We start from the raw sequence: 20,695 nt of genomic DNA, 5'->3' as shown, positions 1-20,695 counted from the left end.
AATGAAGGAGTGAGCATGACATCCCGCGGCTTCACCACCATCGAGAATGAATGGATTGAGCTCAAGGATGGAACGCGGCTTGCCGCGCGCATCTGGATGCCCGACGGCGCGGAAGAAGATCCGGTTCCCGTCGTCTTCGAATTCCTGCCCTATCGCAAGCGCGACGGAACCAGCCCCCGCGACGAGTCGACCTATCCGGTGTTTGCCGCCGCAGGCATTGCCGGCGTGCGTGTCGATATCCGCGGATCGGGAGAATCCGAAGGCGTCATCGATGGCGAGTATACCGAGCGCGAGCTTGCCGATGCCTGCGAGCTGATTGCCTGGATTGCTGCGCAGCCTTGGTCGAACGGTTCGGTTGGGATGATGGGCATCTCCTGGGGCGGCTTCAACAGCCTGCAGGTCGCAGCGCTACGCCCGCCGACGCTCAAAGCCGTCATCTCGATCGCCTCGACCGTCGACCGCTACAACGACGACATCCACTATAAGAACGGCTGCCACCTCTCCGCCCAGCTCTCCTGGGCGGCGACCATGCTCGGCTACCAGTCGCGCCCGCCGGATCCTGCCCTGGTCGGCGACCGCTGGAAGGAAATGTGGCTGGAACGCCTGGCCGGCGAACCGTTCTTCATGGAGGAGTGGCTGGCGCACCAGCGGCGCGACGATTTCTGGCGTCACGGTTCGATCTCGGAGAATTTTTCGCAGGTGGATATCCCGGCGCTCGTCATCGCCGGCTGGGCGGACGGCTACCGCAATACGCCTCTGATGGCGGTCGAAGGTCTCGGCGGAAGGGGGAAGGCCCTGATCGGCCCCTGGGTCCACAAATATCCGCACTTCGCCTGGCCGAAGCCGCGCGTCGACTTCCACAGCGAAGCGATCGCCTGGTGGAACAAATGGCTGCGCGGCGACGACAATGGCATCGACCGACTGCCGCAGGCTCGCGCCTATATTCTTGATGCCGTCAGGCCTGCCGCCCGACGCGACAGCGATCCAGGCTTCTGGATCGCCAAGGACATGTGGACGCCGCCGCGGATGCAATGCTTCTATGTCGAGCAATTCGGCCGGTTGACGCAAGGCATGCCGATCCCGCATGCGCCCGAGCATCCCGTCCATCTCCATTCTCCCCTCGACACCGGCACGGCGTCCGGAGAGTATTTTACGCTGAAGCCCGACGCCGAAATGGCCATCGACCAACGCTCAGACGATTCCGGCTCGCTGGTCTTCGACACGGTGCCGCTTGCAGAGGATCATGATTATCTCGGCCGGCCCGTCGTAACGCTTGCGTTGCGCCCCCACGCGACAGGCGGCAATCTCTGCGCCCGCCTGGTCGATGTCCATCCGGACGGCACGGCCACCCGTGTCGCCTTCGGCGTCATCAATCTCACGCACCGCGATGGCAATGCCGATCCCAAGCCTCTCACGCCGGGCGAGAAAGTGGCGATCCGGCTGGTGCTCGATGCATGCGGCTATCGCTTCCGCAAGGGCCATCGAATCCGCCTTTCGCTTTCGACCGCCTATTGGCCGATGATCCTGCCGCCGCCCGATGATCAAGGGGTCGAGATTGATATCGCCTCGCTCGGCCTGGCGCTGCCCTTGCTCGGGGACCACCGGAAGATCGAAATAGATGAACCGGCCAATCCCGATCCCCTGCCCAAATATATCGAGCATGCGGGCGCCGCGACGAAGCGTCAGGTCGTCCGTGACCTCTCGGCCAACCGCACGGATTATCGAATCCACGAGGAGACCGGGCTTTACGAACACCCGGAAACCGGCCTGTCGACGCGGCAATTGCGCGAAGAGGTCTGGTCGATTTCGCCAGATGACCCGCTGTCGATGACCGGCACCTCGACCTGGACTTGCGACATGCACCGGCCCGGCTGGTTCGTGCGCACGGTCGCGACCGCGCGGATTGCCTGCACCGCGAGTGATTGGATCATCAGCGCCGTCGTCACCGCTTTCGAGGACGATGTGCAGATCTTCGAAAAGATCTTTGCCGAAAAGCGGATCGCGCGCGACCTGATGTGATCGTCAGGCTGATGCGAAATGCCGAACCGCCTCGCAGACGGCGTGAAAGCCGTCGCGCGCGCCTTCACTCATGTGACGGGCGCGAAGCCAGGCATGCACCATCTGCGGCTCCTCCCGAAAGGAGACCTCGACACCCTCCGCTGCAAGCCGGGCCGCATACTGGCGGCCGTCGTCTCTCAACGGATCGAAATGCGCGACCGTGATGTAGGTGGGCGGCAGTCCGGCAAGCGAAGACGCATTCAGCGGCTCGGCGATCTCGCTGCCTGCCGGCGCCTGCAGGATCTCGCGATAATAGGCAACATCGGCCGTGGTCAAGCCAGGCGCCGCAGCCATCTCGACATAGGAGCCGGCGGACAGGTCTCCGCCGAGCGCCGGGTAGATCAGGACCTGACCGACGACGCCGGGTAGGCCTTCGTCGCGTGCCCGCAGTGCAAGGCCCGCCGCAAGATTGCCCCCGGCGCTATCGCCGATCAGCACGACCTTGTTGTTGGCCGAAAGCAGATGCTTCAGCACGGCAAAGGCGTCATCCGTCTGTGCCGGCCAGCGATATTCGGGAGCCAGGCGATAATCGACGGAAACGAGTTCTGCACCGGCAAAATCGGCAATCTCCGCGCAGATGGCATGATGGCTCTCCAGCGAACCGACGACGAAACCGCCGCCATGGAGATAGAGAAGTACCGTGCGCGTGCTGATCTTGCGGGGACGGTAGCGCCGGATCGGAATGCGCTGGACTATGCCGTCGGCAAAAATCATTTCAGGCGGCAGCGGGCGGTCGAACCGGGCGCAAAGGGCATCGTACCAGTTTCGCTGCTGCTCGACCGGCGCTTCGACCGCGTCGGCGGGATAGAAACTATCGCAAATCTCGAGAAACTGCAGGATGGCTTTTTCGGTAGGGACAGGCGATGGAGCGGACATGAAGAGTCCTTTCGATTTGGGACATGCAGATCCATGCCCTTGGCCGACTCTGCCATCATCATGCGCCTTCAAAACGGAGGCAATCTGTCTGGTCGCGACCCATGGATGTCGCGGCGTCCACTATTTTTGGCCTGCGGGGCGGAGACTTGCCGCCGTTTCAGAAAAAGCCATAATTTTTGCCGTCGACCCAAGGAACGCCATCGGAGAAACGTCTCAATCCCGAAATAGCATCATGCTTGATAGCTTGGGGGTAGGTGCGCATTGGATGCGGAGCTCATAGAACGGGCGCAGCGCGGTGACCGGGAGGCCTTTGAGCAGCTGGTCTCTCGCCATTATGATTTCGTCCACGCGACGGCGTGGCGGTGGTCGGGCAGTTCCACCGATGCGGACGACATCGCCCAGGAGGTCTGTGTCAAACTCGGCGCGGCGATCCGCGGCTTTCGCGGCGCCAGCCGCTTCAGGACTTGGCTCTACACCCTGACGCTGAACGCCGCCCGCGACCATAGGCGCAAGTTGGCTCGAGAAGAGCAGACGTACCGTGCTTATGCCGCCGAACCGCAGCCCGATGCGCCCGGTGAGAATGACGATGAAGTATCGAGCGAATTGTGGGCGGCCGTGCGCGCTTTGCCGGAAAGGCAATGCGACGCGGTGCTGCTCGTCTATGGCGAAGGCCTCAGCCATTCCGCTGCCGCCGATATTATGGGCTGCTCGGAAACGACCGTCTCCTGGCAGGTGCATGAAGCGCGCAAGAGACTGAAGGCCATGCTCGGCAAGGAAGAGGTATGACCGTGGACAAGGAACTGGAAAAACTCTCCCGCACCGCGCCGCCTGCAGCCGATCCGGAGGCGCGCGCGCGTGCGCTTGCCGCCGCCATGCAGGCCTTCGACGACGCAGGAAATGATACTGCCGCAGCCCAAGGAAATCTGAAGGGCTGGCGTCAAAGCTCCATTATCAATCGGATATGGAGCCCTGCCATGAACAAGAAATTCCTTGCCGGTTCAGCCCTTGCGACGCTGCTCGTCATTCCCGCTGCCGGTTATCTCGTGATAGCGCTGAATCACAACGGGCTGCCGATCGTCGATCAGGAAAAGATCGCGAGTGACGTCTCGCAAAATAATGCGCCAGAGCCGGCCGAACCCGTCGAGGTCGCACCTCAGCTTGCCCAAGCACCGGCGAAAGAGAAGCAGCCGGCAGCTCAATCATCGGCGGCTGATAGCACCCGAGGCTTGCAGGACGAGGAGCAGTCGGCCGCCGCTAAACCCGCTGCGCCTTCTGAATTCGATGCCGGCGAGATCGCCCCGCTGACGAAGTCCGAGGGCTCGGCTGCGGCGCTCGGCGCGGCCAAACGCGTCGCGCCGGCCGCTCCCGGCGCCCCTCAACCGCAATTGGCAGAGTCGATGGCCGTCGCCCCCTCGCCTTTGCCGCCGGCGGAAGGGCGTGTGCAGATCCAGCCCGATGCCAATCGCGAGCGCTTTGCCAATGCTGCGGCAAATCCGGTCAAGAGCGTTGCAACCGACCCGGTTTCGACCTTCTCCGCCGATGTCGACAGCGCCTCCTATTCCTTTGTCCGCCGATCGTTGACGAGCGGGGCGATGCCCGATCCGCAATCGGTTCGCGTCGAGGAAATGATCAACTATTTCCCCTATGACTGGCCGCGCCCCGAGAGCGCAGATCAGCCCTTCAAGGCGACCGTAACGGTGATGCCGACACCGTGGAACCACGACACGCAATTGATGCATGTGGCGATCAAAGGCTATGATATCGCGCCGGCGACGACGCCGCGTGCCAATCTGGTTTTCCTGATCGACGTTTCGGGTTCGATGGACGAGCCGGACAAGCTGCCGCTGCTGAAGAGCGCCTTCCGTCTGCTGGTCAACAGGCTGAAGGCCGACGACACCGTCTCGATCGTTACCTATGCCGGCAATGCCGGCACGGTGCTGGAACCGACACGCGTGGCCGAAAAATCGAAAATCCTCTCGGCGATCGACAGACTGGAGCCCGGCGGCTCGACCGGCGGCGCCGAGGGCATCGAGGCGGCTTACGATCTTGCCAAGCAGGCCTTCGTCAAGGGCGGCGTCAACCGCGTGATGCTGGCAACCGATGGCGACTTCAATGTAGGCCCGTCGAGCGACGAGGACCTGAAGCGCATCATCGAAGAGAAACGCAAGGACGGCATCTTCCTGACCGTTCTCGGCTTCGGACGCGGCAATCTCAACGATTCCCTGATGCAGACGCTGGCGCAGAACGGCAATGGCAGCGCCGCCTATATCGACACCCTGGCGGAAGCGCAGAAGACGCTGGTCGAAGAGGCCGGATCGACACTGTTTCCGATTGCCAAGGACGTCAAGTTCCAGGTCGAGTTCAATCCGGAACGGATCGCCGAATATCGGCTGATCGGCTACGAGACGCGCGCCCTTAACCGCGAGGATTTCAACAATGACCGCGTCGATGCCGGCGATATCGGCTCTGGCCACAGCGTCACGGCGATCTACGAGATTACGCCCAAGGGAAGCCCCGCGATGATGAACGATGATCTGCGCTACGGCGCGGAAGGGAAGGCGCCGACCATAACGCCGGACAATGCCCACCGGGGCGAGATCGCCTTCGTCAAGATACGCTACAAGCGGCCGGGCGAGGATAAGAGCGCCCTCATCACCACGCCGGTCGGCGACGTCAATGCGGTCGCCAGCGTCGATGCCGCGCCACAGGATGTCCGCTTCTCGGTGGCCGTCGCCGCCTTCGGCCAGAAACTGAGCCGCCTCCCCGCCCTCGACACTTATTCCTATCAGGCGGTTGCCGATCTCGCCGCGGCATCGCGGGGGGCGGATCCATTCGGCTACAGGTCGGATTTCCTCAATCTCGTCAGGTTGGCCGACGGCCTCAGTCAACGGTGAGCGGCGAAGCACCCAGAAAGCGCGGCCGCCCGGAAGCGCAGCCGCGCCTGCATGAGTTTACCCCGGTCTCGACCCATTGGCCGTGAGATAAACGGCGTAGAGAGACGTAGTCCCGGTGATAAAGAGGCGGTTCAATTTCTCTCCGCCGAAAGTCACGTTGGAGACGATCTCGGGAATATGGATCTTGCCCAGCAGCGTGCCATCCGGATCATAGGCGTGCACGCCGTCGGCCGCACTTGTCCAGATCCTGCCCTTCCGGTCCACGCGAAACCCATCGAACATGCCGACAGTACATTCTGCGAACACGCCGAGGTCGCTCAGCGTCCCGTCGCCTGATACCGCGAGCTTTCGGATATGACGCGGACCATCCGGCAAGTGCGATGCACCGGTGTCGGCGACGTAGAGAACCGACTCGTCGGGCGAGAAAGCCAGACCGTTCGGCTTGATGAAATCCGACGTCATCTGATCGGTCACGCCAGTTTCCGGATCATGCCGGTAGACATGGCATCCGCCGATTTCCTCTTCGCCATAGTCGCCTTCATAGTCGTGAAGTATGCCGTAGCTCGGATCGGTAAACCAGATTGTGCCGTCGGACTTGACGGTCACATCATTCGGAGAATTGAGCCGCCTGCCCGCGATCCGGTCGGCAAGCACGCTGACCTTGCCGTCGAACTCCGTCCGGGTGACCCGGCGTGCCAGATGCTCGCAGGTGATCAGCCGGCCCTGATTATCGACGGTGTTGCCGTTCGAGTTGTTGCTGGGCGAGCGGAAGACGGAGGTATGTCCGCTGGTATCGTCGTAGCGCATCATGCGGTTGTTCGGGATATCCGAGAAGACCAGATAGCGTCCGGCGGCAAACCAGGCCGGTCCCTCCAGCCAGCGGCCGCCCGTCCAGAGGCGTTCGACCCGAGCATGGCCGACGAAGCAGCTTTCAAAGCGCGGGTCGAGGACCTCGAACCCGGTACCTTCGATTTCACCGAACATAAGTCTTCCTCCTCGAGATTGTTATCGATATCATAATGCCCGGATTTCGGAGATTCGTATAGCCGGCAAGGCGCCGGTAACCTAGCAAATCCGGTGAGAAGCAGGCTTTTCCGGCTGTGGAACCGCATACTTCCTGGATAAAATCGATTGTGCGATGATAGCGATAACTTTATCGTGTGCTGAATTAAACAATTCCGGCGTTGTTTGAAAGCGGAGAGCAGTGAAAAACGACGATGAGCCAAAGGTCAAGCGCCTCAAGGCTGGAGACGCTCAAAAGCTGACGATGGCTGAGGTCGCCAAATATGTCGGCGTATCGGCCATGACCGTTTCGCGCGCCTTTCGCCAGGATGCAAGTGTTTCCGAAGAAACGCGAAAGCGCATTATGGAAGCCGTCGACGCGCTCGGCTACGTGCTGGATCTCTCCGCCGGCAGTCTTTCCTCGCGGCGCAGCGGCTTCATCGCGGCGCTGGTGCCCTCAATCAACAATTCGAATTTCTCCGACACCGCCCGTGGCATTACCGATGCACTGGAGAATGCCGGCCTTCAGCTTCTTCTCGGCTATACCGACTATTCCGCCGAGAAAGAAGAAAAACTGATCGAGGCGATGCTGCGCCGGCGTCCCGAAGGCATCATCCTGACAGGCGGTTCGCATACCGACCGTGCGAGGCGCATGCTCGATAAGGCCGCCATTCCGGTGGTTGAAACCTGGGAAATTCCGGAAGAGCCGATCAACCACGTCGTCGGCTTTTCCAACAGCGAGGCAATGTCCCTGCTGGTGCGGGCGCTGGCGAATCAGGGTTACCGGAAATTCGGTTATATCGGCGGGACGACGGCGCGCGATACGCGCGGCAGCCAGCGGCGAAGCGGTTTCCTGAAGACGGTCGAGGAACTGGGCCTCGGGCCGGGCCGGGCGATTTCCTTCGGCGTACCGCCGATCACCATGGAACAGGGCGGTCAGGCGATTATGAGCCTGCTGGAGCGCTGGCCGGACACGGAAGTGGTTCTCTGCGTCTCCGACCTTTCCGCCTTCGGTGCGATCATGGAATGCAAGCGCAGGGGAATGAAAGTGCCGGGAGATATCGCCATTGCCGGCTTCGGCGACTACGAGATCTCGTCAGTCTGTCATCCCAGTATCACCACGATCAATGTCGACTGTTACGGCATCGGCCGGCAGGCCGCCGTCCGCCTGCTCGATGCGTTGCAAGGCAGCGGCGAGGCGACCGGCGACGAGATCACATTGACGAGCTACAGGGTCGTGCTGCGCGAAAGCACAGACCGCGCCCGCGCTGCATAGTCAGAAAGCGATCTGCACCTTCATCGATTTGCTGCGGTCGCTTGCCAGTTCGAAAGCGGCGACGGCCTCGTCGATTGCGAAGACGCCTGTCAGCAGCGGCTTCAGATCGACGCGGCGCGCGTTGATCAGCTCGACGGCGAGCCCGAACTCCTCGTGAAAGCGGAATGTGCCGCGCATCTCGATTTCCTTTGCAACGATCATGTTTTGCGGAATGGAGACATCGCCGCCAAGGCCGAGTTGCACGAGAACGGCACGGGGCTTCAGCACCTCAAGGCCGGCGCGCACGGCCCGTTCATTGCCCGACGCCTCGAACATGACATCGAAATATCCCTTGTCGGCGCCGTAAGCGGCAAGGTCGGAGGCATGCGTGGCAACGTTGATCGTGCGATCCGCGCCGCTGGTGCGGGCGATCGTCAGAACGCTGTCGGTCACGTCGGTCGCGACGATTTCACGGGCGCCGAGAACGCGGGCGGCCACGATCGCCAGCATCCCGATCGGACCGCAGCCAGTGACCAGCACCCGCTTGCCGAGCAGCGATCCGGCGCGGCTTGCCGCATGCAGCGTGACGGCAAAGGGTTCGGCGAAGGCGGCCTCATGAATAGAAATGCCGTCGGCGACCTTGTGGCATTGCCAGCGCTCCGCCACCAGCCGCTGGCGGAAGCCGCCCTGAATGTGCGGCATGGGCATGGCGCTGCCGTAGAATCGCATGTTCAGGCAGTGGTTCTGCTGTCCCTTCAGGCAATATTGGCAATGGCTGCACGGCCGGCTCGGGGAAACCGCGACGCGGTCTCCCATGGCAAGGTCGCTCACGCCGGCACCCAGCACCTTGACTGTGCCGGCGATTTCGTGGCCGAGGATCATCGGTTCGCGCAGCCGAACGGTGCCGAAGCCGCCGTGATTGTAATAATGCAGATCGGAACCGCAGATGCCGCCGGCTTCGATGGCAACCTCCACCTGCCCCGGTCCTGCAATCTCCGCTTCGCGCTCTTCGACCCTGAGGTCCTTTGCAGCGTGAATGACGATGGCTTTCATGTCGAACTCCTCACACGACCGGCGTCGGAAGCGCGCGACCGGCAAAATGCGCGGCGAGATTGTCTCTGACCAGTTTGCCCATGGCCCTGCGGGTCTCGATGGTGCCGGAGCCGTGATGGGGCTGCAGCACGACGTTCGGCAGCGTCAGGAAGCGCGCATCGATTTTCGGCTCGTTGAGGAAAACGTCAAGGCCGGCGGCCTGGATGGTGCGGTTCTGAAGCGCTGCGATCAGCGCTTCCTCGTCGACGGTCGTTCCGCGCGAAACATTGATCAGCATGCCCTCCGGACCGAGCGCTTCCAGCACCTCGGCGTTGATGATCTTCATGGTCGCGGCCCCTCCGGGAACGATGACGATCAGGAAGTCGGCCCAATTGGCAAGCGCGACCAGATTGGCTTCATAGCCATAGGCGACATCCTGGTCCCTATTGCGGGCGAAATAAGAGATGTCGCAGCCGAAAGCGGCAGCCCGCTTGGCGATCGCCTTGCCGATCCGCCCCATGCCGACGATCCCGACCTTCTTGCCCGAAACCCGCGTTACCAGCGGCATGGGAACGTTGCCCCACTGGCCGGTGCGGACGAAAGCGTCGGCCTGCGGAATCTGGCGTGCCGTGGAAAGCAGCAGTCCGATCGCGATATCGGCGACGTCTTCCGTCAGCACGTCAGGTGTATTCGTCACGCGAATGCCGTTGGCGCGGGCATAGGAGAGGTCGATCGCGTCGGTGCCGACGCCGTAGCAGGAAACGATCTCCAGCTTCGGCAGTTGCTTCATCAGCTCGGCGGAAGCGCCGAGTTCGCCGCGCGTCGCGATGGCGCGGATATTGCTGCCGACTTTTGAAATCAGTTCCTGCCGATCTGCGGCTTCCCACAGGCGGTGGACGCGGTAGCTCGCCTCCAGATCGACCATGTCCCACTCTGGATAGGCCCCGGCCATCAAGATTTCTACGTCAGGCATTGCGTCTTCGTCTCGCATTTTGGCTGTTGATTATGTTATCGATAACATATAATTCGAGATAGGGATGTCAAGTGAGTTTCACCGCAAGTGGCGGTATCATTCGCCGCGACACCGGAGGAGTGATTTGCATGAAGAACCTGTTTGATCTGACCGGGCAGCTTGCCCTGATCACCGGCTCGAGCCAGGGAATCGGTTATGCGCTGGCCGAGGGCCTGGCGCAGCATGGCGCCGAGGTCGTCATCAACGGCCGCACGCCCGAAAGCGTCAAACGCGCAGTCGAAAGCCTCAAGGCTCAAGGTCTTTCGGCCCATGCGGCGATCTTCGACGTCACCAGCAAGGACGCTGCTGCGCAGGGTATCGCCGCGATCGAAGCCGATATCGGTCCGCTCGACATCCTGATCAACAATGCCGGCATGCAGTTCCGCACGCCGCTGGAAGATTTCCCGGCGGACAAATGGGAATTGCTGCTGACCACCAATATTTCCAGCGTGTTTTACGTCGGCCAGGCGGCCGCCAAAGCCATGATCGCCCGTGGGCATGGCAAGATCATCAACATCGCCTCGGTTCAGAGCGAGCTCGCCCGTCCGGGCATCGCTCCCTATACGGCGACCAAGGGCGCGGTGCGCAATCTGACCCGCGGTATGTGCGCCGACTGGGCCAAGCACGGTCTGCAGATCAACGCGATTGCGCCGGGCTATTTCAAGACGCCGCTCAACCAGGCGCTCGTCGATAATCCGGAATTCTCGTCCTGGCTCGAAAAGCGGACGCCGGCCGGACGCTGGGGCAATGTCGAGGAACTGGTAGGTGCCGCCGTCTTCCTTTCGGGACGCGGTTCGTCCTTCATCAACGGCCACACGCTTTATGTCGACGGCGGCATCACGACCTGCCTCTAAGGGAGGCGAGACGATGGACGTTGAGAAAGAGGCACTGCCCTTTGCCGTGGTTATCATGGGCGTCAGCGGTTGCGGCAAATCTTCGGTTGGCGAGCGCCTCGCCGGTCGCAACGGCATGTTGTTTGTGGAAGGTGACCAGCTCCATCCCCCGCGCAATGTCGAGAAAATGGCGAAGGGCATACCGCTCACCGATGAAGATCGCCTGCCGTGGCTCGACCGGATCGGTGAGGAATTAAGGGCGGCGCAAAAGGCGTCGCAGGGATTGGTGATCTCCTGTTCGGCGCTGAAGAGAAGTTATCGGGATAGGCTGCGGCAGGCGGCAGATGGGCGCCTGGCCTTCATTTTCCTGGATGGGTCGCGTGATCTGCTGTTGTCGCGGATGCAGGCCCGTCAGGGCCACTTCATGCCGGCTTCGCTGCTCGACAGCCAGTTGCAGACGCTGGAGCCGCCGATCGGGGAGCCCGGTGTCGTGGCGGTGGCGATCGATATGGCTTTGGATGATATGGTGGCGCTGGCTTGTGAGGGGCTGCGAAGCGTGGCCGTCAAGGGAGGAGATTATCATGCGGGATGACCACAGAGCAGATGTCGCCGTCATCGGCGCGGGCATCATGGGAGCGGCGATCGTCACGCGATTGATCGAAACCGGCCACAAAGTATCGGTTTTCGATCTCGATACTGAAAAGGTCGCGGTGTTGGCAGCCAAGGGCGCCCACGGGGCCGCTTCGGTGGAGGATGCGGTCTCGCGGTCGGAATTCTGCGTCCTCAGCCTCAATCACGCAAATATCGTCCGCGCCGTCGTCTTCGGCGAGAAGGGGGTTGCGGCGGCGGCAAGCGCTGACAAGCTGCTGATCGATATGTCTTCGATCGACCCGGCCGAGACCGCCGACATGGCGAAGCGGCTGCGGGGGGAAACAGGCATGGCATGGGTGGATTGCCCGCTTTCGGGCGGTGTGCCCGGTGCCCTCGGCGGAAAGCTGACGATCATGGCCGGTGGCAGCTCCGAGGATTTCGAACGGGCGCGCGTGGTGATGCGGCATCTTGCCGCCAATTATACGCTGATGGGCGCATCCGGCGCCGGGCAGACCACTAAGCTGATCAACCAGCTGTTCTGCGCCGTGCTGTTCCAGTCGGTCGCTGAAGCCGTCAAGCTGGCGGAAGCCGGCGGCGTCGATCCCTCCGCCATTCCGGCCGCCCTTGCCGGCGGCAGGGCGGACAGCCGGATATTGCAGGAATTCATGGCGAAATTCGCCGCCCGGGATTTCTCGCCGACAGGCAGGATCGACAACATGCTGAAGGATTTGGACTCGCTTCAGGCCTTTGCACTGAGGACAAAAACGCCACTGCCGATGACGGGCGCGGTGGTGGAGATTCATCGCCTGCTTTGCGCTGCCGGCCTTGGGCCGAAGGACTCTGCCGAGATGATGCGCCTGCTCGACGGATTTGCCGCCAACTGACCTCATTTCAGGCCTGGGAGATTGTCACTTTCCGCTTGACTAATCGGCCGATGTTATCGATAACATGACGACAGCTGCAGCTTTGGGAGGAGCCACAGTGGAAGCCAAGAGACTGCTGGAGTTCCAATCGATCACCAAAAGCTTCGGCGGCACGCAGGCGCTGCGTGACGTCTCGATCGACCTGCGCGAGGGCGAGATCCTGGCGCTGCTCGGCGAAAACGGCGCCGGGAAATCGACGCTGATCAAGACCCTGGCCGGCATCTACAAGCCCGATAACGGCGACATCCTGTTTCGCGGGCAGAGCTACCATCATCGCCCGCCGAAGCCGAACGAGCGGCAGCCGGTGGCTTTTATCCATCAGGATCTCGGCCTGATCGAGTGGATGACGGTCGGCGAGAATATGGGCCTGTCGCAGGGCTTCTCGATGCGCCGGGGTCTGATCGACTGGAACAGGACGCAGGCGCGCGCGAAAGAGGCCTTGAAGTTGGTCGGCTGCGATTTCGATCCGACGACGCGGGTCTCGGCTCTGTCGCGCACCGAAAAATCCCTCGTCGCCATTGCCCGCGCGCTTGCCGTCGAAGCCGACGTCCTGGTGCTCGACGAACCGACGGCGAGCTTGCCCGCCGACGAAGTCGATCGGCTGTTCAATGCGATCCGTCCCCTGAAGCAGCGCGGCGTCGGCATGATCTATGTCTCCCACAGGCTGGACGAGATTTTCCGCATCGCCGATCGCGTCGCCGTCCTGCGCGACGGATGCATGGTCGGGCAGAAGCCGGTCAGCGAGACCACTCCCGACGAACTCGTGACAATGATCATCGGCCGCAGCGGCGACAGTCTCTTTTCGAAGACCGAGATCAAGCCCGGCAAGGCGATCGTCAAGGTGCGCGATCTCGTCTGCGCCGGCACGACCCCGATATCCTTCGATATAAGACAGGGCGAACTTCTGGGCCTCGCCGGCCTGCGCGGCGCCGGCCAGGAACGCATCGGCCGGGCGCTGTTCGGCTGCGAGCCTTTCGGCGGCACGATCCTGCTGCATGACCAAACCCCGAACCTTTCGAGCCCGCTGAGCGCAATGGCGTCGGGCATCGGATTGATCGCCCGCGACCGGACGGAGGAATCCGTCGCGCTCTCGCTGTCCATTCGGGAAAATACCTATATCAACCCCGGCGCAGTCGGACGCGGGCTTTTTTCCTTCCTGTCTCCGCGCGGCGAAGCCGACCTTGCCCATGCGATCGGCCAGTCCGTCGGCCTCAGGCCGAACGATCCGGATCTGCCGGTGGAAGCTCTATCGGGCGGCAACCAGCAGAAGGTCGTCGTCGGCCGCTGGCTGGCGACCGGCCGGAAGCTGCTGATCGCGGAAGATCCGACCGCCGGAGTCGACATCGGCGCGCGTGCGGAAATCTACCGCCTGATCACCCAGGCGCTGGAAGCTGGTCTCGCAGTCGTCGTTGTTTCGACGGACTTCGAGGAAATCGCCCATATCTGCCACCGCGCGCTGGTTTTCTCGCGCGGCAAAATCGTCAGCGAACTGACTGGAAGCGCCCTGACGACGGAGGCGGTCATCACGGCCGCATCCGCATCGGAAGCTGCTTGAGCCATCGGGAGAACAGCCATGCAATCCATTGAATCCACCGCGCTGGAGCCGACCAAGAGCGAAATGGCCGGCTTGTCCGCCGGACAGAAGATCGGGCGCCTGATTCCGGTTTATGGTCTGGTGATCCTGACAGTCGGCCTGATCCTGCTCTTTTCGATCATGCTGCCGGATACGTTTCCGACGGTCCTGAATGTTCGTTCGATCGTCTCCGACAAGGCGATCATTGCGCTTCTGTCGCTCGCCGCGATGATCCCGATGGCGTCCGGCCGCATCGACCTGACGGTCGGCTACGGCATCGTGCTCTGGCATATTCTCGCAATCAGCCTGCAGACGGTCTACGGCCTTCCCTGGCCGGTCGCCGTCCTCATCGTTCTCGCGCTTGGCGTCCTCACCGGCTTCATCAACGGTCTGCTCGTCGAGGTCGCCAAGATCGACAGCTTCATCGCCACCCTCGGCACCGGTACGGTCCTTTATGCGCTTGCCCTTTGGCACACCGGCGGCCGGCAGGTGGTCGGCGTCCTGCCTGAAGGTTTCTACGCGCTGAACGGCACCATGCTGTTCGGCCTGCCAATCACCGGCTTCTACGTGCTGCTGATCGCGATCTGCATGTGGATCGTGCTCGAATACCTGCCGATCGGCCGTTATCTCTATGCCATCGGCGCCAGTCCCAAGGCCGCGGCCCTCAACGGCATTCCCGTCCGCAAATTCGTGATGGGCGCATTCGTCACGTCAGGCCTGCTGGCGGCCCTGACCGGGGTCCTGCTGGCCTCGAAGCTGCGCATCGGCCAGGCGAGCGTCGGCCTCGAATATCTGCTGCCGGCCCTCGTCGGCGCTTTCCTTGGGTCGACGACGATCAAGCCGGGACGGGTGAACGTCTGGGGCACCCTGATCGGCGTCATCATCCTGGCGGTGGGGATATCTGGAATTCAGCAATTCGGCGGATCGTTCTTCGTCGAACCGCTGTTCAACGGCGTGACCCTGCTGATCGCCATCGGCATCGCAGGCTACGCCCAGCGCAAGCGCGGAGCTGTGAGGAGGATCACACCCGCATCCAAATGAGGATGCCGGCCCGGCCGGCATTTCATAACAAACAAAATGGAGGAGTGAACATGAAGCGCAGGACCTTATTGCAGGCAACGGTCGCAACCGTCGCCTTTATGCTCAGCGTGCCGGCACTGGCCGATTCCATGGCCGACGCCAAAGCCGTGGTCGAGAAATATGCCTCCAAGGTGAGCGCATGGGATGGCCCGACGAGCGGCCCCAAAGGCGCCACCGGAAAGAACATCGTCATTCTTGCAGCCGATATGAAAAACGGCGGTATCCTCGGCGTCGCCAATGGCGTGCAGGAAGCGGCCAGCGCGCTCGGCTGGACGGTGAAAGTGCTCGACGGCGCTGGTTCGATCGGCGGCCGGACGGCGGCCTTCGGCCAAGCCATGGCGCTGAAGCCCGATGGCATCATCATCAACGGCTTTGACGCCGTCGAGCAGAAGCCGGCAATGGAAGCGGCAAAGGCTGCCGGCATTCCGATGGTCTCCTGGCATGCCGCCTCGGCCGTCGGCCCGGTTCCCGAAGTCGGCGTCTTCGCCAACGTGACCACCGATGCGATGGAAGTATCGAAGTCTGCGGCGGACTGGGCCTTCGCCGATGCCGGCGGCAAGCCGGGTGTCATCATCTTCACCGACTCCACCTATGCGATCGCGATCGCCAAGGCCGACCGCATGAAGAAGGAGATCGAGGATTTCGGCGGCACGGTGCTCGAATATGTCGACACGCCGATCGCCGAAACCTCGCAGCGCATGCCGCAGCTGACCACGTCGCTTCTGCAGAAGTACGGCGCCAAGTGGACGCATTCGCTGGCGATCAACGACCTCTATTACGACTTCATGGGACCGTCGCTCGCCTCTGCCGGCATTCCCGGCGACGGAAAGCCGGTCAACGTCGCCGCGGGTGACGGTTCGGAGAGCGCCTATCAGCGCATTCGCGCCAAGCAGTATCAGGCCGTCACGGTCGCCGAGCCGCTCAACCTCCAGGGCTGGCAGCTCGTCGACGAACTGAACCGCGCTTTCGCGGGTGCGCCGTGGTCGGGCTACGTGTCGCCGCTGCACGTGGTGACCAGCGCGAACGTCGAATTCGACGGCGGGCCGAAGAACAGCTTCGATCCCGACAACGGCTATCGCGATCAATACAAGAAAATCTGGGGCAAATAAGCCTTCCCAAGGGCGTATCTGCGGATACGCCCTTACCCCCGCTGACACCACGCCAATATCGATCCAGCTCCGGCGAGTTTTGGAAAAGAGAACCCATGATCATTCGTTATGCTTTGTTTGAAGGCGAAATCCATCCCGGCCGAGAAGAGGAATTCCGGGCCTTTGTCAGGCAGCGGCTCGTCCCTCTCTGGACGAAATTTCCAGGCGCCGAGGAAGTCCGGGTGCTTGATGGCTTGGAGCGCGACGAAGGCGCTCCGGTCTATGCCATGGCTCTCGCCATACGTTATCCCGATATGGATGCGGTCAACGCAGCGCTTCGCTCCGATGTGCGCTTTGAGAGCCGCGAGGTCACCGGCGAACTCCTGCAGCTCTTCACCGGCAAGGTGCATCACCATGTCTTCCAGGCCAACGAATACCCGCCGGCCATTGCCTGACCGCCGGGCATTTTCCGCGCCGACTGGAGCGACGGACGCTGCCCGGCCGCAAGATCGAGAACAGTGATCGAACAATCTTAAAGCGCCTGCGAACAAGCGTTCCAGGCGCTTTTCCTATTGGGACGCTGCCAAGCCCGCGGGCACCGACCTCTGGGACAATTTTCCATCAGCGCCGCCAATATTAAATTAAATAGTCTACTGTTTTAGTGGGCAATGCTCCATCTTACCCCGCATGGCGCCCGGCGAGGCAGATAACCGCATGATTCCTCAGGAGGCCTTCTTCTTCCAACCGCGCAGATCCGCAGCATCGCATGAGCAATAATTCCGAATTTCTCTGGTATATTCCAAACGACGTCAGGCCCGGCCATCGCGGCGATTCCGCCGTCGACAATCACAACAGCCTCGATATGCTGACCAGCCATGCGAGGGCGCTGGAGGAGCATGGCTGGAAGGGCGCGCTCATCGGCACCGGCTGGGGCCGCCCCGACACGTTCACCGTCGCCGCCTCGCTCGCCGCGCGCACCACCACCTTCGAGCCGCTGATTGCGATCCGTCCGGGTTATTGGCGGCCGGCGAATTTCGCGTCCGCAGCGGCGACGCTCGACCACCTCACGGGCGGGCGCGTGCGGATCAACATCGTCTCAGGCAAGGATGATCTGGCCGCCTATGGCGACAGCGAAGGCGATCAGGCGCATCGTTATAGCAGGACGAGGGAGTTCATGCGGCTGGTCCGCAGGTTATGGACGGAAGAAAACGTCACCTCAGCAGGCGAGCATTTCCGGGTCACCGAATCCACCGTGGTGCCGCGCATCGAGGTCCGCGGCGACCGCCGGCACCCGAAATTCTATTTTGGCGGTGCGTCGGAGGCGGCCGAACGGGTGGCGGCCGCCGAGGCCGATGTCCAGCTTTTCTGGGGCGAGCCGCTCGACGGCGTCCGGGAACGGATCGACCGGCTCAAGGTACTGAGCCGGGACCTCGACCGCGACCTTCCCCCGCTGGAATTCGGGCTGCGGATCACAACGCTGGTCCGCGATACGACGGATGAAGCCTAGGCCGATGCCGAGGCGAAGGTCGCCGAGATGGCGAAAAACAACGGCGCCGGCTGGCACGATCACCAGCGTGCACTTGCCGTCGGCCAGCAGCGGCTGCTCGCTCTTCACGAGCGCGGCGACGTGCTCGACGATAATCTCTATACCGCGCCGGGCAAGTTCGGCGGCGGCGGGGCCGGCACCACTTGGCTGGTGGGCTCGGCGGAAGAGGTCGCCCGCTCGCTGCGCAAATATCAGGAACTGGGGATATCGCATTTCGTGCTTTCGGATACGCCTTACCTCTCCGAGATCAAGCGTCAGGGCGATCAGCTTCTGCCGCTGCTGCGTGGCTGACGCCGCTGACGGGCAATTCCATGGGCACACGATGTCGGATCGTTGCAGCACATTGTTGCGGCCGGAATTGTTGGTGACGTAGAGTCGGCGCCAAGCATCGTTTGCGCTGCCGCAGTGCATCCGAAGTGATTCGCGATTTCCGTCCGGCGTTCCCAGATCATTGTCCGAGTGCAAGGCGGCGAAAGAGTTGAGCGCCGAATTTACAACAGCAGATGTCGGCCGTTTCTGTGAAACAACTTAGCATACTCTTCCCGCATGGCGGCCGTGCAAGAAATGCGCACAAGATATACGAAAAACGCAGCTTACTGGCTCTCTGCCGTCTCCGTTTACATTCTCTAAAATATATTCCCCTAAATTTTTAGGATATCGGGAAGGCGTTCTCAGGATCGTCACCTACGCCATGACGGCGAGCCGGGCTTCCGAAATCTTGCACGAAATCGACGATGTTACTTTCCGCGCCTCCTGGGCATTGGCTCGGCCGTTCCCGGACAATGTGCAGTGCATGCGAAGTGGCATGTCGGGCGCGAACAGTGCCTCGGGACGTGTTCGGGTACGGATCGAGGACCGCACGCTTGAATGAGGAGTCGCGAGCGATCCTGATGTCCCAGCGACTTTTGACAACCTCGCCAACCATGGAGAGTGCCAATGAACAGCATTAAGAATTTCGGGATCGCGGTGCGTCTCACCCTCGGCTTCAGCTTCCTGGTTCTGCTGATGGCCGGCCTGGCCATCTATTCGGCGGTCGAGGTGGCGAAGATCAACAGCGATCTTGAAACGATCAATGACGTCAACAGCGTCAAGCAACGCTTTGCCATCAACTATCGCGGCAGCGTGCATGATCGGGCGATCGCCATCCGCGACGTGACCCTGGTGACCTCGGCGGATGAACGCAAGGCCGCCGAGGCGCTGATCGATAAGCTCGCGGCCACTTATGCCGAGAATGAAAAGCGCATGGCCGACATGGTTGCATCCCCGGCAGGTGCCACGGATCAGGAAAAAGCCATTCTCAACGAGATTGCCGGCATTCAGGCGAAAACCAATCCTCTAGTCGCCGAGATCATCGCGCTGCAGGAGAAGGGCGACGGCGAAGCGGCCCGCAAGATCCTGCTCGAACAGGCCCGTCCGGCTTTCGTGCAGTGGCTCGGCGCCATCAATAAATTCATCGACTATCAGGAAGCGTTGAACAAAACGATCGGCGGTACGGTTCGCAGTTCCGCAAGCGGGTTCAAGCCGATCGTGCTGACGGCGCTGGGGATCGCGGCTCTTCTCTCTATGGTCGCTGCCGTCATCACATCCCGTACGATTATCGGTCCGCTGGCAAAACTCCAGCTTTCGCTAAAAGCGATGGCGGAAGGCAATCTCGACGGCGATCGTCGCCTCGAAGCGCGCGGCGACGAGATCGGCAAGCTCGCGCGCGCCGTGGCCGGCTTGCGTGACGCGATTTCGGCGAAGGCGGAACGGCAAGCCGATGAGGAAAGCAAGCGGGCTGTCGCGGAGCGGCAACGCCTCGAGCAGGATGCCGACGAACGCCGCACCCATGCGGAGCAAACGGACCAGGCTGTCGGCCGGCTCGGCGACGCCTTGCAGGCCCTGGCAGACGGCGACCTCACGCAGCAGATCGACACCCCGTTCATTCCGTCCCTGGAAAAGCTCCGCGCCGACTTCAATGCCGCGGTCGAAAAGCTCCGCGCCGCCATGCAGAAGGTCTCTCAGAACGCCAGCGCCATCGCGGCCGGGGCACAGGAGATCCGGTCGGCCTCGGACGATCTCGCCAAGCGGACCGAACAGCAGGCCGCTTCCGTCGAGGAAACCGCCGCTGCTCTGGAAGAAATCACGACCACCGTCGCCGACTCCAGCCACAGGGCTCAGGAAGCCGGGCAGCTCGTCCGCAAGACCAAGGACAATGCGGAACGCTCCGGCAGCGTCGTTCGCGATGCGGTCGACGCCATGGGCAAGATCGAATCCTCCGCCACCGAGATCGGAAGCATCATCGGCGTCATCGACGAGATCGCCTTCCAGACCAACCTGCTGGCGCTGAATGCCGGCGTCGAAGCCGCCCGCGCCGGTGAAGCCGGCAAGGGCTTTGCCGTCGTCGCCCAGGAAGTGCGCGAATTGGCGCAGCGTTCCGCCAAGGCGGCAAAGGAGATCAAGGAACTGATCAACGCTTCGAACGGCCATGTGAAGAGCGGCGTCGCCCTCGTCGGCGAGACCGGAAAGGCTTTGCAGGAGATTGCCGCGCAGGTGCAGCAGGTCGACGGCAATGTCGGCGCGATCGTCGGCGCTTCGCAGGAACAGGCGACGGGGCTGAAAGAGATCAACGCCGCTGTCAACAGGATGGATCAGGGCACGCAGCAGAACGCCGCCATGGTGGAGGAAGCCACAGCTGCCGCCCATAACCTCGCCAAGGAAGCCGATGCGCTGTTCCAGTTGCTCAGCCAGTTCAATATCGGCGCAGCGGTGGCATCAAGGCGCATGACGCCGCCCGCCGCAGCAGCGCAGCACGCTCAACCTGTCGCCTCGCCCGCTCGGCAGATGATCGCGAAGATCGGCAAGTCGTTCCAGGGCGGCGCGGCGGTCCAGGGGAACACGGCATTGGCGGGCGATTGGGAAGAATTCTGATCGCGGAAGCGCTCCTGCGCCG

16 protein-coding genes and 1 pseudogene are annotated in these 20,695 nt (G+C 62.2%); 13 read left to right on the top strand and 4 right to left on the bottom strand.

The features are described 5' to 3' along the window. Positions 1-15 precede the first annotated feature (15 nt). Complete coding sequence (locus CO660_RS13530; RefSeq protein ID WP_097599131.1) at positions 16-2,019, top strand: CocE/NonD family hydrolase; 2,004 nt, start codon at positions 16-18, stop codon at positions 2,017-2,019. A gap of 3 nt (positions 2,020-2,022) precedes the next feature. Here CO660_RS13530 and CO660_RS13525 read toward each other — a convergent pair whose 3' ends face one another. Further along, on the bottom strand, positions 2,023-2,934 hold the full coding sequence (locus CO660_RS13525) for an alpha/beta hydrolase (protein ID WP_097599130.1): 912 nt from the start codon (positions 2,932-2,934) through the stop codon (positions 2,023-2,025). A 261-nt stretch (positions 2,935-3,195) separates the two neighbouring features. Between CO660_RS13525 and CO660_RS13520 the strand changes: the two genes are divergently transcribed. Together CO660_RS13520 and CO660_RS13515 are read left to right on the top strand one after the other, a co-directional pair. Further along, positions 3,196-3,720, top strand: a complete 525-nt coding sequence (locus CO660_RS13520; RefSeq protein ID WP_097599129.1) for an RNA polymerase sigma factor — start codon at positions 3,196-3,198, stop codon at positions 3,718-3,720. Beyond that, a complete protein-coding gene (locus tag CO660_RS13515; RefSeq protein ID WP_097599128.1) occupies positions 3,717-5,828 on the top strand; it encodes a VWA domain-containing protein in 2,112 nt (703 codons plus the stop codon). Before CO660_RS13520 ends, CO660_RS13515 begins: the two co-directional genes overlap by 4 nt. Positions 5,829-5,885: 57 nt before the next feature. Here CO660_RS13515 and CO660_RS13510 read toward each other — a convergent pair whose 3' ends face one another. Further along, entirely contained in the window at positions 5,886-6,812 is a 927-nt protein-coding gene (locus tag CO660_RS13510; RefSeq protein ID WP_097599127.1) for an SMP-30/gluconolactonase/LRE family protein, read from the bottom strand. A gap of 220 nt (positions 6,813-7,032) precedes the next feature. Here CO660_RS13510 and CO660_RS13505 point away from each other — a divergent pair, with 220 nt between their 5' ends. After that, positions 7,033-8,106 carry a LacI family DNA-binding transcriptional regulator gene (locus CO660_RS13505; protein ID WP_097599126.1) on the top strand — a complete coding sequence of 358 codons (1,074 nt, stop codon included), beginning with the start codon at positions 7,033-7,035 and terminating at the stop codon, positions 8,104-8,106. Here the strand turns inward: CO660_RS13505 and CO660_RS13500 are convergent, their stop codons facing one another. Next, on the bottom strand, positions 8,107-9,138 hold the full coding sequence (locus CO660_RS13500) for an L-idonate 5-dehydrogenase (protein ID WP_097599125.1): 1,032 nt from the start codon (positions 9,136-9,138) through the stop codon (positions 8,107-8,109). 10 nt (positions 9,139-9,148) lie between these two features. Continuing rightward, positions 9,149-10,090 (bottom strand): 2-hydroxyacid dehydrogenase, encoded by a 942-nt coding sequence (locus CO660_RS13495; RefSeq protein ID WP_097599124.1) that lies wholly within the window; start codon positions 10,088-10,090, stop codon positions 9,149-9,151. 128 nt (positions 10,091-10,218) lie between these two features. Between CO660_RS13495 and CO660_RS13490 the strand changes: the two genes are divergently transcribed. From CO660_RS13490 to CO660_RS13450, 9 genes and pseudogenes are all read left to right on the top strand, one after another. Next, positions 10,219-10,983: an SDR family oxidoreductase gene (locus CO660_RS13490; RefSeq protein ID WP_064695139.1), complete on the top strand. Its 765-nt coding sequence runs from the start codon at positions 10,219-10,221 to the stop codon at positions 10,981-10,983. 13 nt (positions 10,984-10,996) lie between these two features. After that, the gene (locus CO660_RS13485; RefSeq protein WP_097599123.1) at positions 10,997-11,554 is read left to right on the top strand and encodes a gluconokinase; all 558 of its coding nucleotides are present in this window, start codon (positions 10,997-10,999) and stop codon (positions 11,552-11,554) included. After that, positions 11,544-12,437 carry an NAD(P)-dependent oxidoreductase gene (locus CO660_RS13480; protein WP_097599122.1) on the top strand — a complete coding sequence of 298 codons (894 nt, stop codon included), beginning with the start codon at positions 11,544-11,546 and terminating at the stop codon, positions 12,435-12,437. Before CO660_RS13485 ends, CO660_RS13480 begins: the two co-directional genes overlap by 11 nt. A 97-nt stretch (positions 12,438-12,534) precedes the next feature. After that, on the top strand, positions 12,535-14,031 hold the full coding sequence (locus CO660_RS13475; protein ID WP_097599121.1) for a sugar ABC transporter ATP-binding protein: 1,497 nt from the start codon (positions 12,535-12,537) through the stop codon (positions 14,029-14,031). Positions 14,032-14,049: 18 nt separating this feature from the next. Next, the gene (locus CO660_RS13470) at positions 14,050-15,090 is read left to right on the top strand and encodes an ABC transporter permease (protein ID WP_097599120.1); all 1,041 of its coding nucleotides are present in this window, start codon (positions 14,050-14,052) and stop codon (positions 15,088-15,090) included. Between the two features lie 50 nt (positions 15,091-15,140). Beyond that, positions 15,141-16,238, top strand: coding sequence for a substrate-binding domain-containing protein (locus CO660_RS13465; protein WP_097599119.1), 1,098 nt, complete (start codon positions 15,141-15,143; stop codon positions 16,236-16,238). Between the two features lie 95 nt (positions 16,239-16,333). Further along, entirely contained in the window at positions 16,334-16,672 is a 339-nt protein-coding gene (locus CO660_RS13460; protein WP_097599118.1) for a hypothetical protein, read from the top strand. Positions 16,673-16,983: 311 nt separating this feature from the next. Further along, positions 16,984-18,054: pseudogene (locus CO660_RS13455) on the top strand (LLM class flavin-dependent oxidoreductase). A 645-nt stretch (positions 18,055-18,699) separates the two neighbouring features. Beyond that, positions 18,700-20,673: a methyl-accepting chemotaxis protein gene (locus tag CO660_RS13450; RefSeq protein WP_097599117.1), complete on the top strand. Its 1,974-nt coding sequence runs from the start codon at positions 18,700-18,702 to the stop codon at positions 20,671-20,673. Positions 20,674-20,695 lie beyond the last annotated feature (22 nt).

It is taken from the genome of Rhizobium sp. L9 (genome assembly GCF_002531885.1).
GTDB lineage: Bacteria > Pseudomonadota > Alphaproteobacteria > Rhizobiales > Rhizobiaceae > Rhizobium.
Note: the sequence above shows the minus strand (reverse complement) of the source record. Positions and strands in the feature narration are given on the sequence as shown.

Bases quoted from the DNA above. Each gene is read 5' to 3' on its own strand.
- CO660_RS13530 (WP_097599131.1), top strand. From the start codon at position 16: ATGACATCCCGCGGCTTCACCACCATCGAGAATGAATGGATTGAGCTC.
- CO660_RS13525 (WP_097599130.1), bottom strand. From the start codon at position 2,934: ATGTCCGCTCCATCGCCTGTCCCTACCGAAAAAGCCATCCTGCAGTTT.
- CO660_RS13515 (WP_097599128.1), top strand. From the start codon at position 3,717: ATGACCGTGGACAAGGAACTGGAAAAACTCTCCCGCACCGCGCCGCCT.
- CO660_RS13510 (WP_097599127.1), bottom strand. From the start codon at position 6,812: ATGTTCGGTGAAATCGAAGGTACCGGGTTCGAGGTCCTCGACCCGCGC.
- CO660_RS13500 (WP_097599125.1), bottom strand. From the start codon at position 9,138: ATGAAAGCCATCGTCATTCACGCTGCAAAGGACCTCAGGGTCGAAGAG.
- CO660_RS13495 (WP_097599124.1), bottom strand. From the start codon at position 10,090: ATGCCTGACGTAGAAATCTTGATGGCCGGGGCCTATCCAGAGTGGGAC.
- CO660_RS13490 (WP_064695139.1), top strand. From the start codon at position 10,219: ATGAAGAACCTGTTTGATCTGACCGGGCAGCTTGCCCTGATCACCGGC.
- CO660_RS13485 (WP_097599123.1), top strand. From the start codon at position 10,997: ATGGACGTTGAGAAAGAGGCACTGCCCTTTGCCGTGGTTATCATGGGC.
- CO660_RS13480 (WP_097599122.1), top strand. From the start codon at position 11,544: ATGCGGGATGACCACAGAGCAGATGTCGCCGTCATCGGCGCGGGCATC.
- CO660_RS13470 (WP_097599120.1), top strand. From the start codon at position 14,050: ATGCAATCCATTGAATCCACCGCGCTGGAGCCGACCAAGAGCGAAATG.
- CO660_RS13465 (WP_097599119.1), top strand. From the start codon at position 15,141: ATGAAGCGCAGGACCTTATTGCAGGCAACGGTCGCAACCGTCGCCTTT.
- CO660_RS13460 (WP_097599118.1), top strand. From the start codon at position 16,334: ATGATCATTCGTTATGCTTTGTTTGAAGGCGAAATCCATCCCGGCCGA.
- CO660_RS13450 (WP_097599117.1), top strand. From the start codon at position 18,700: ATGAACAGCATTAAGAATTTCGGGATCGCGGTGCGTCTCACCCTCGGC.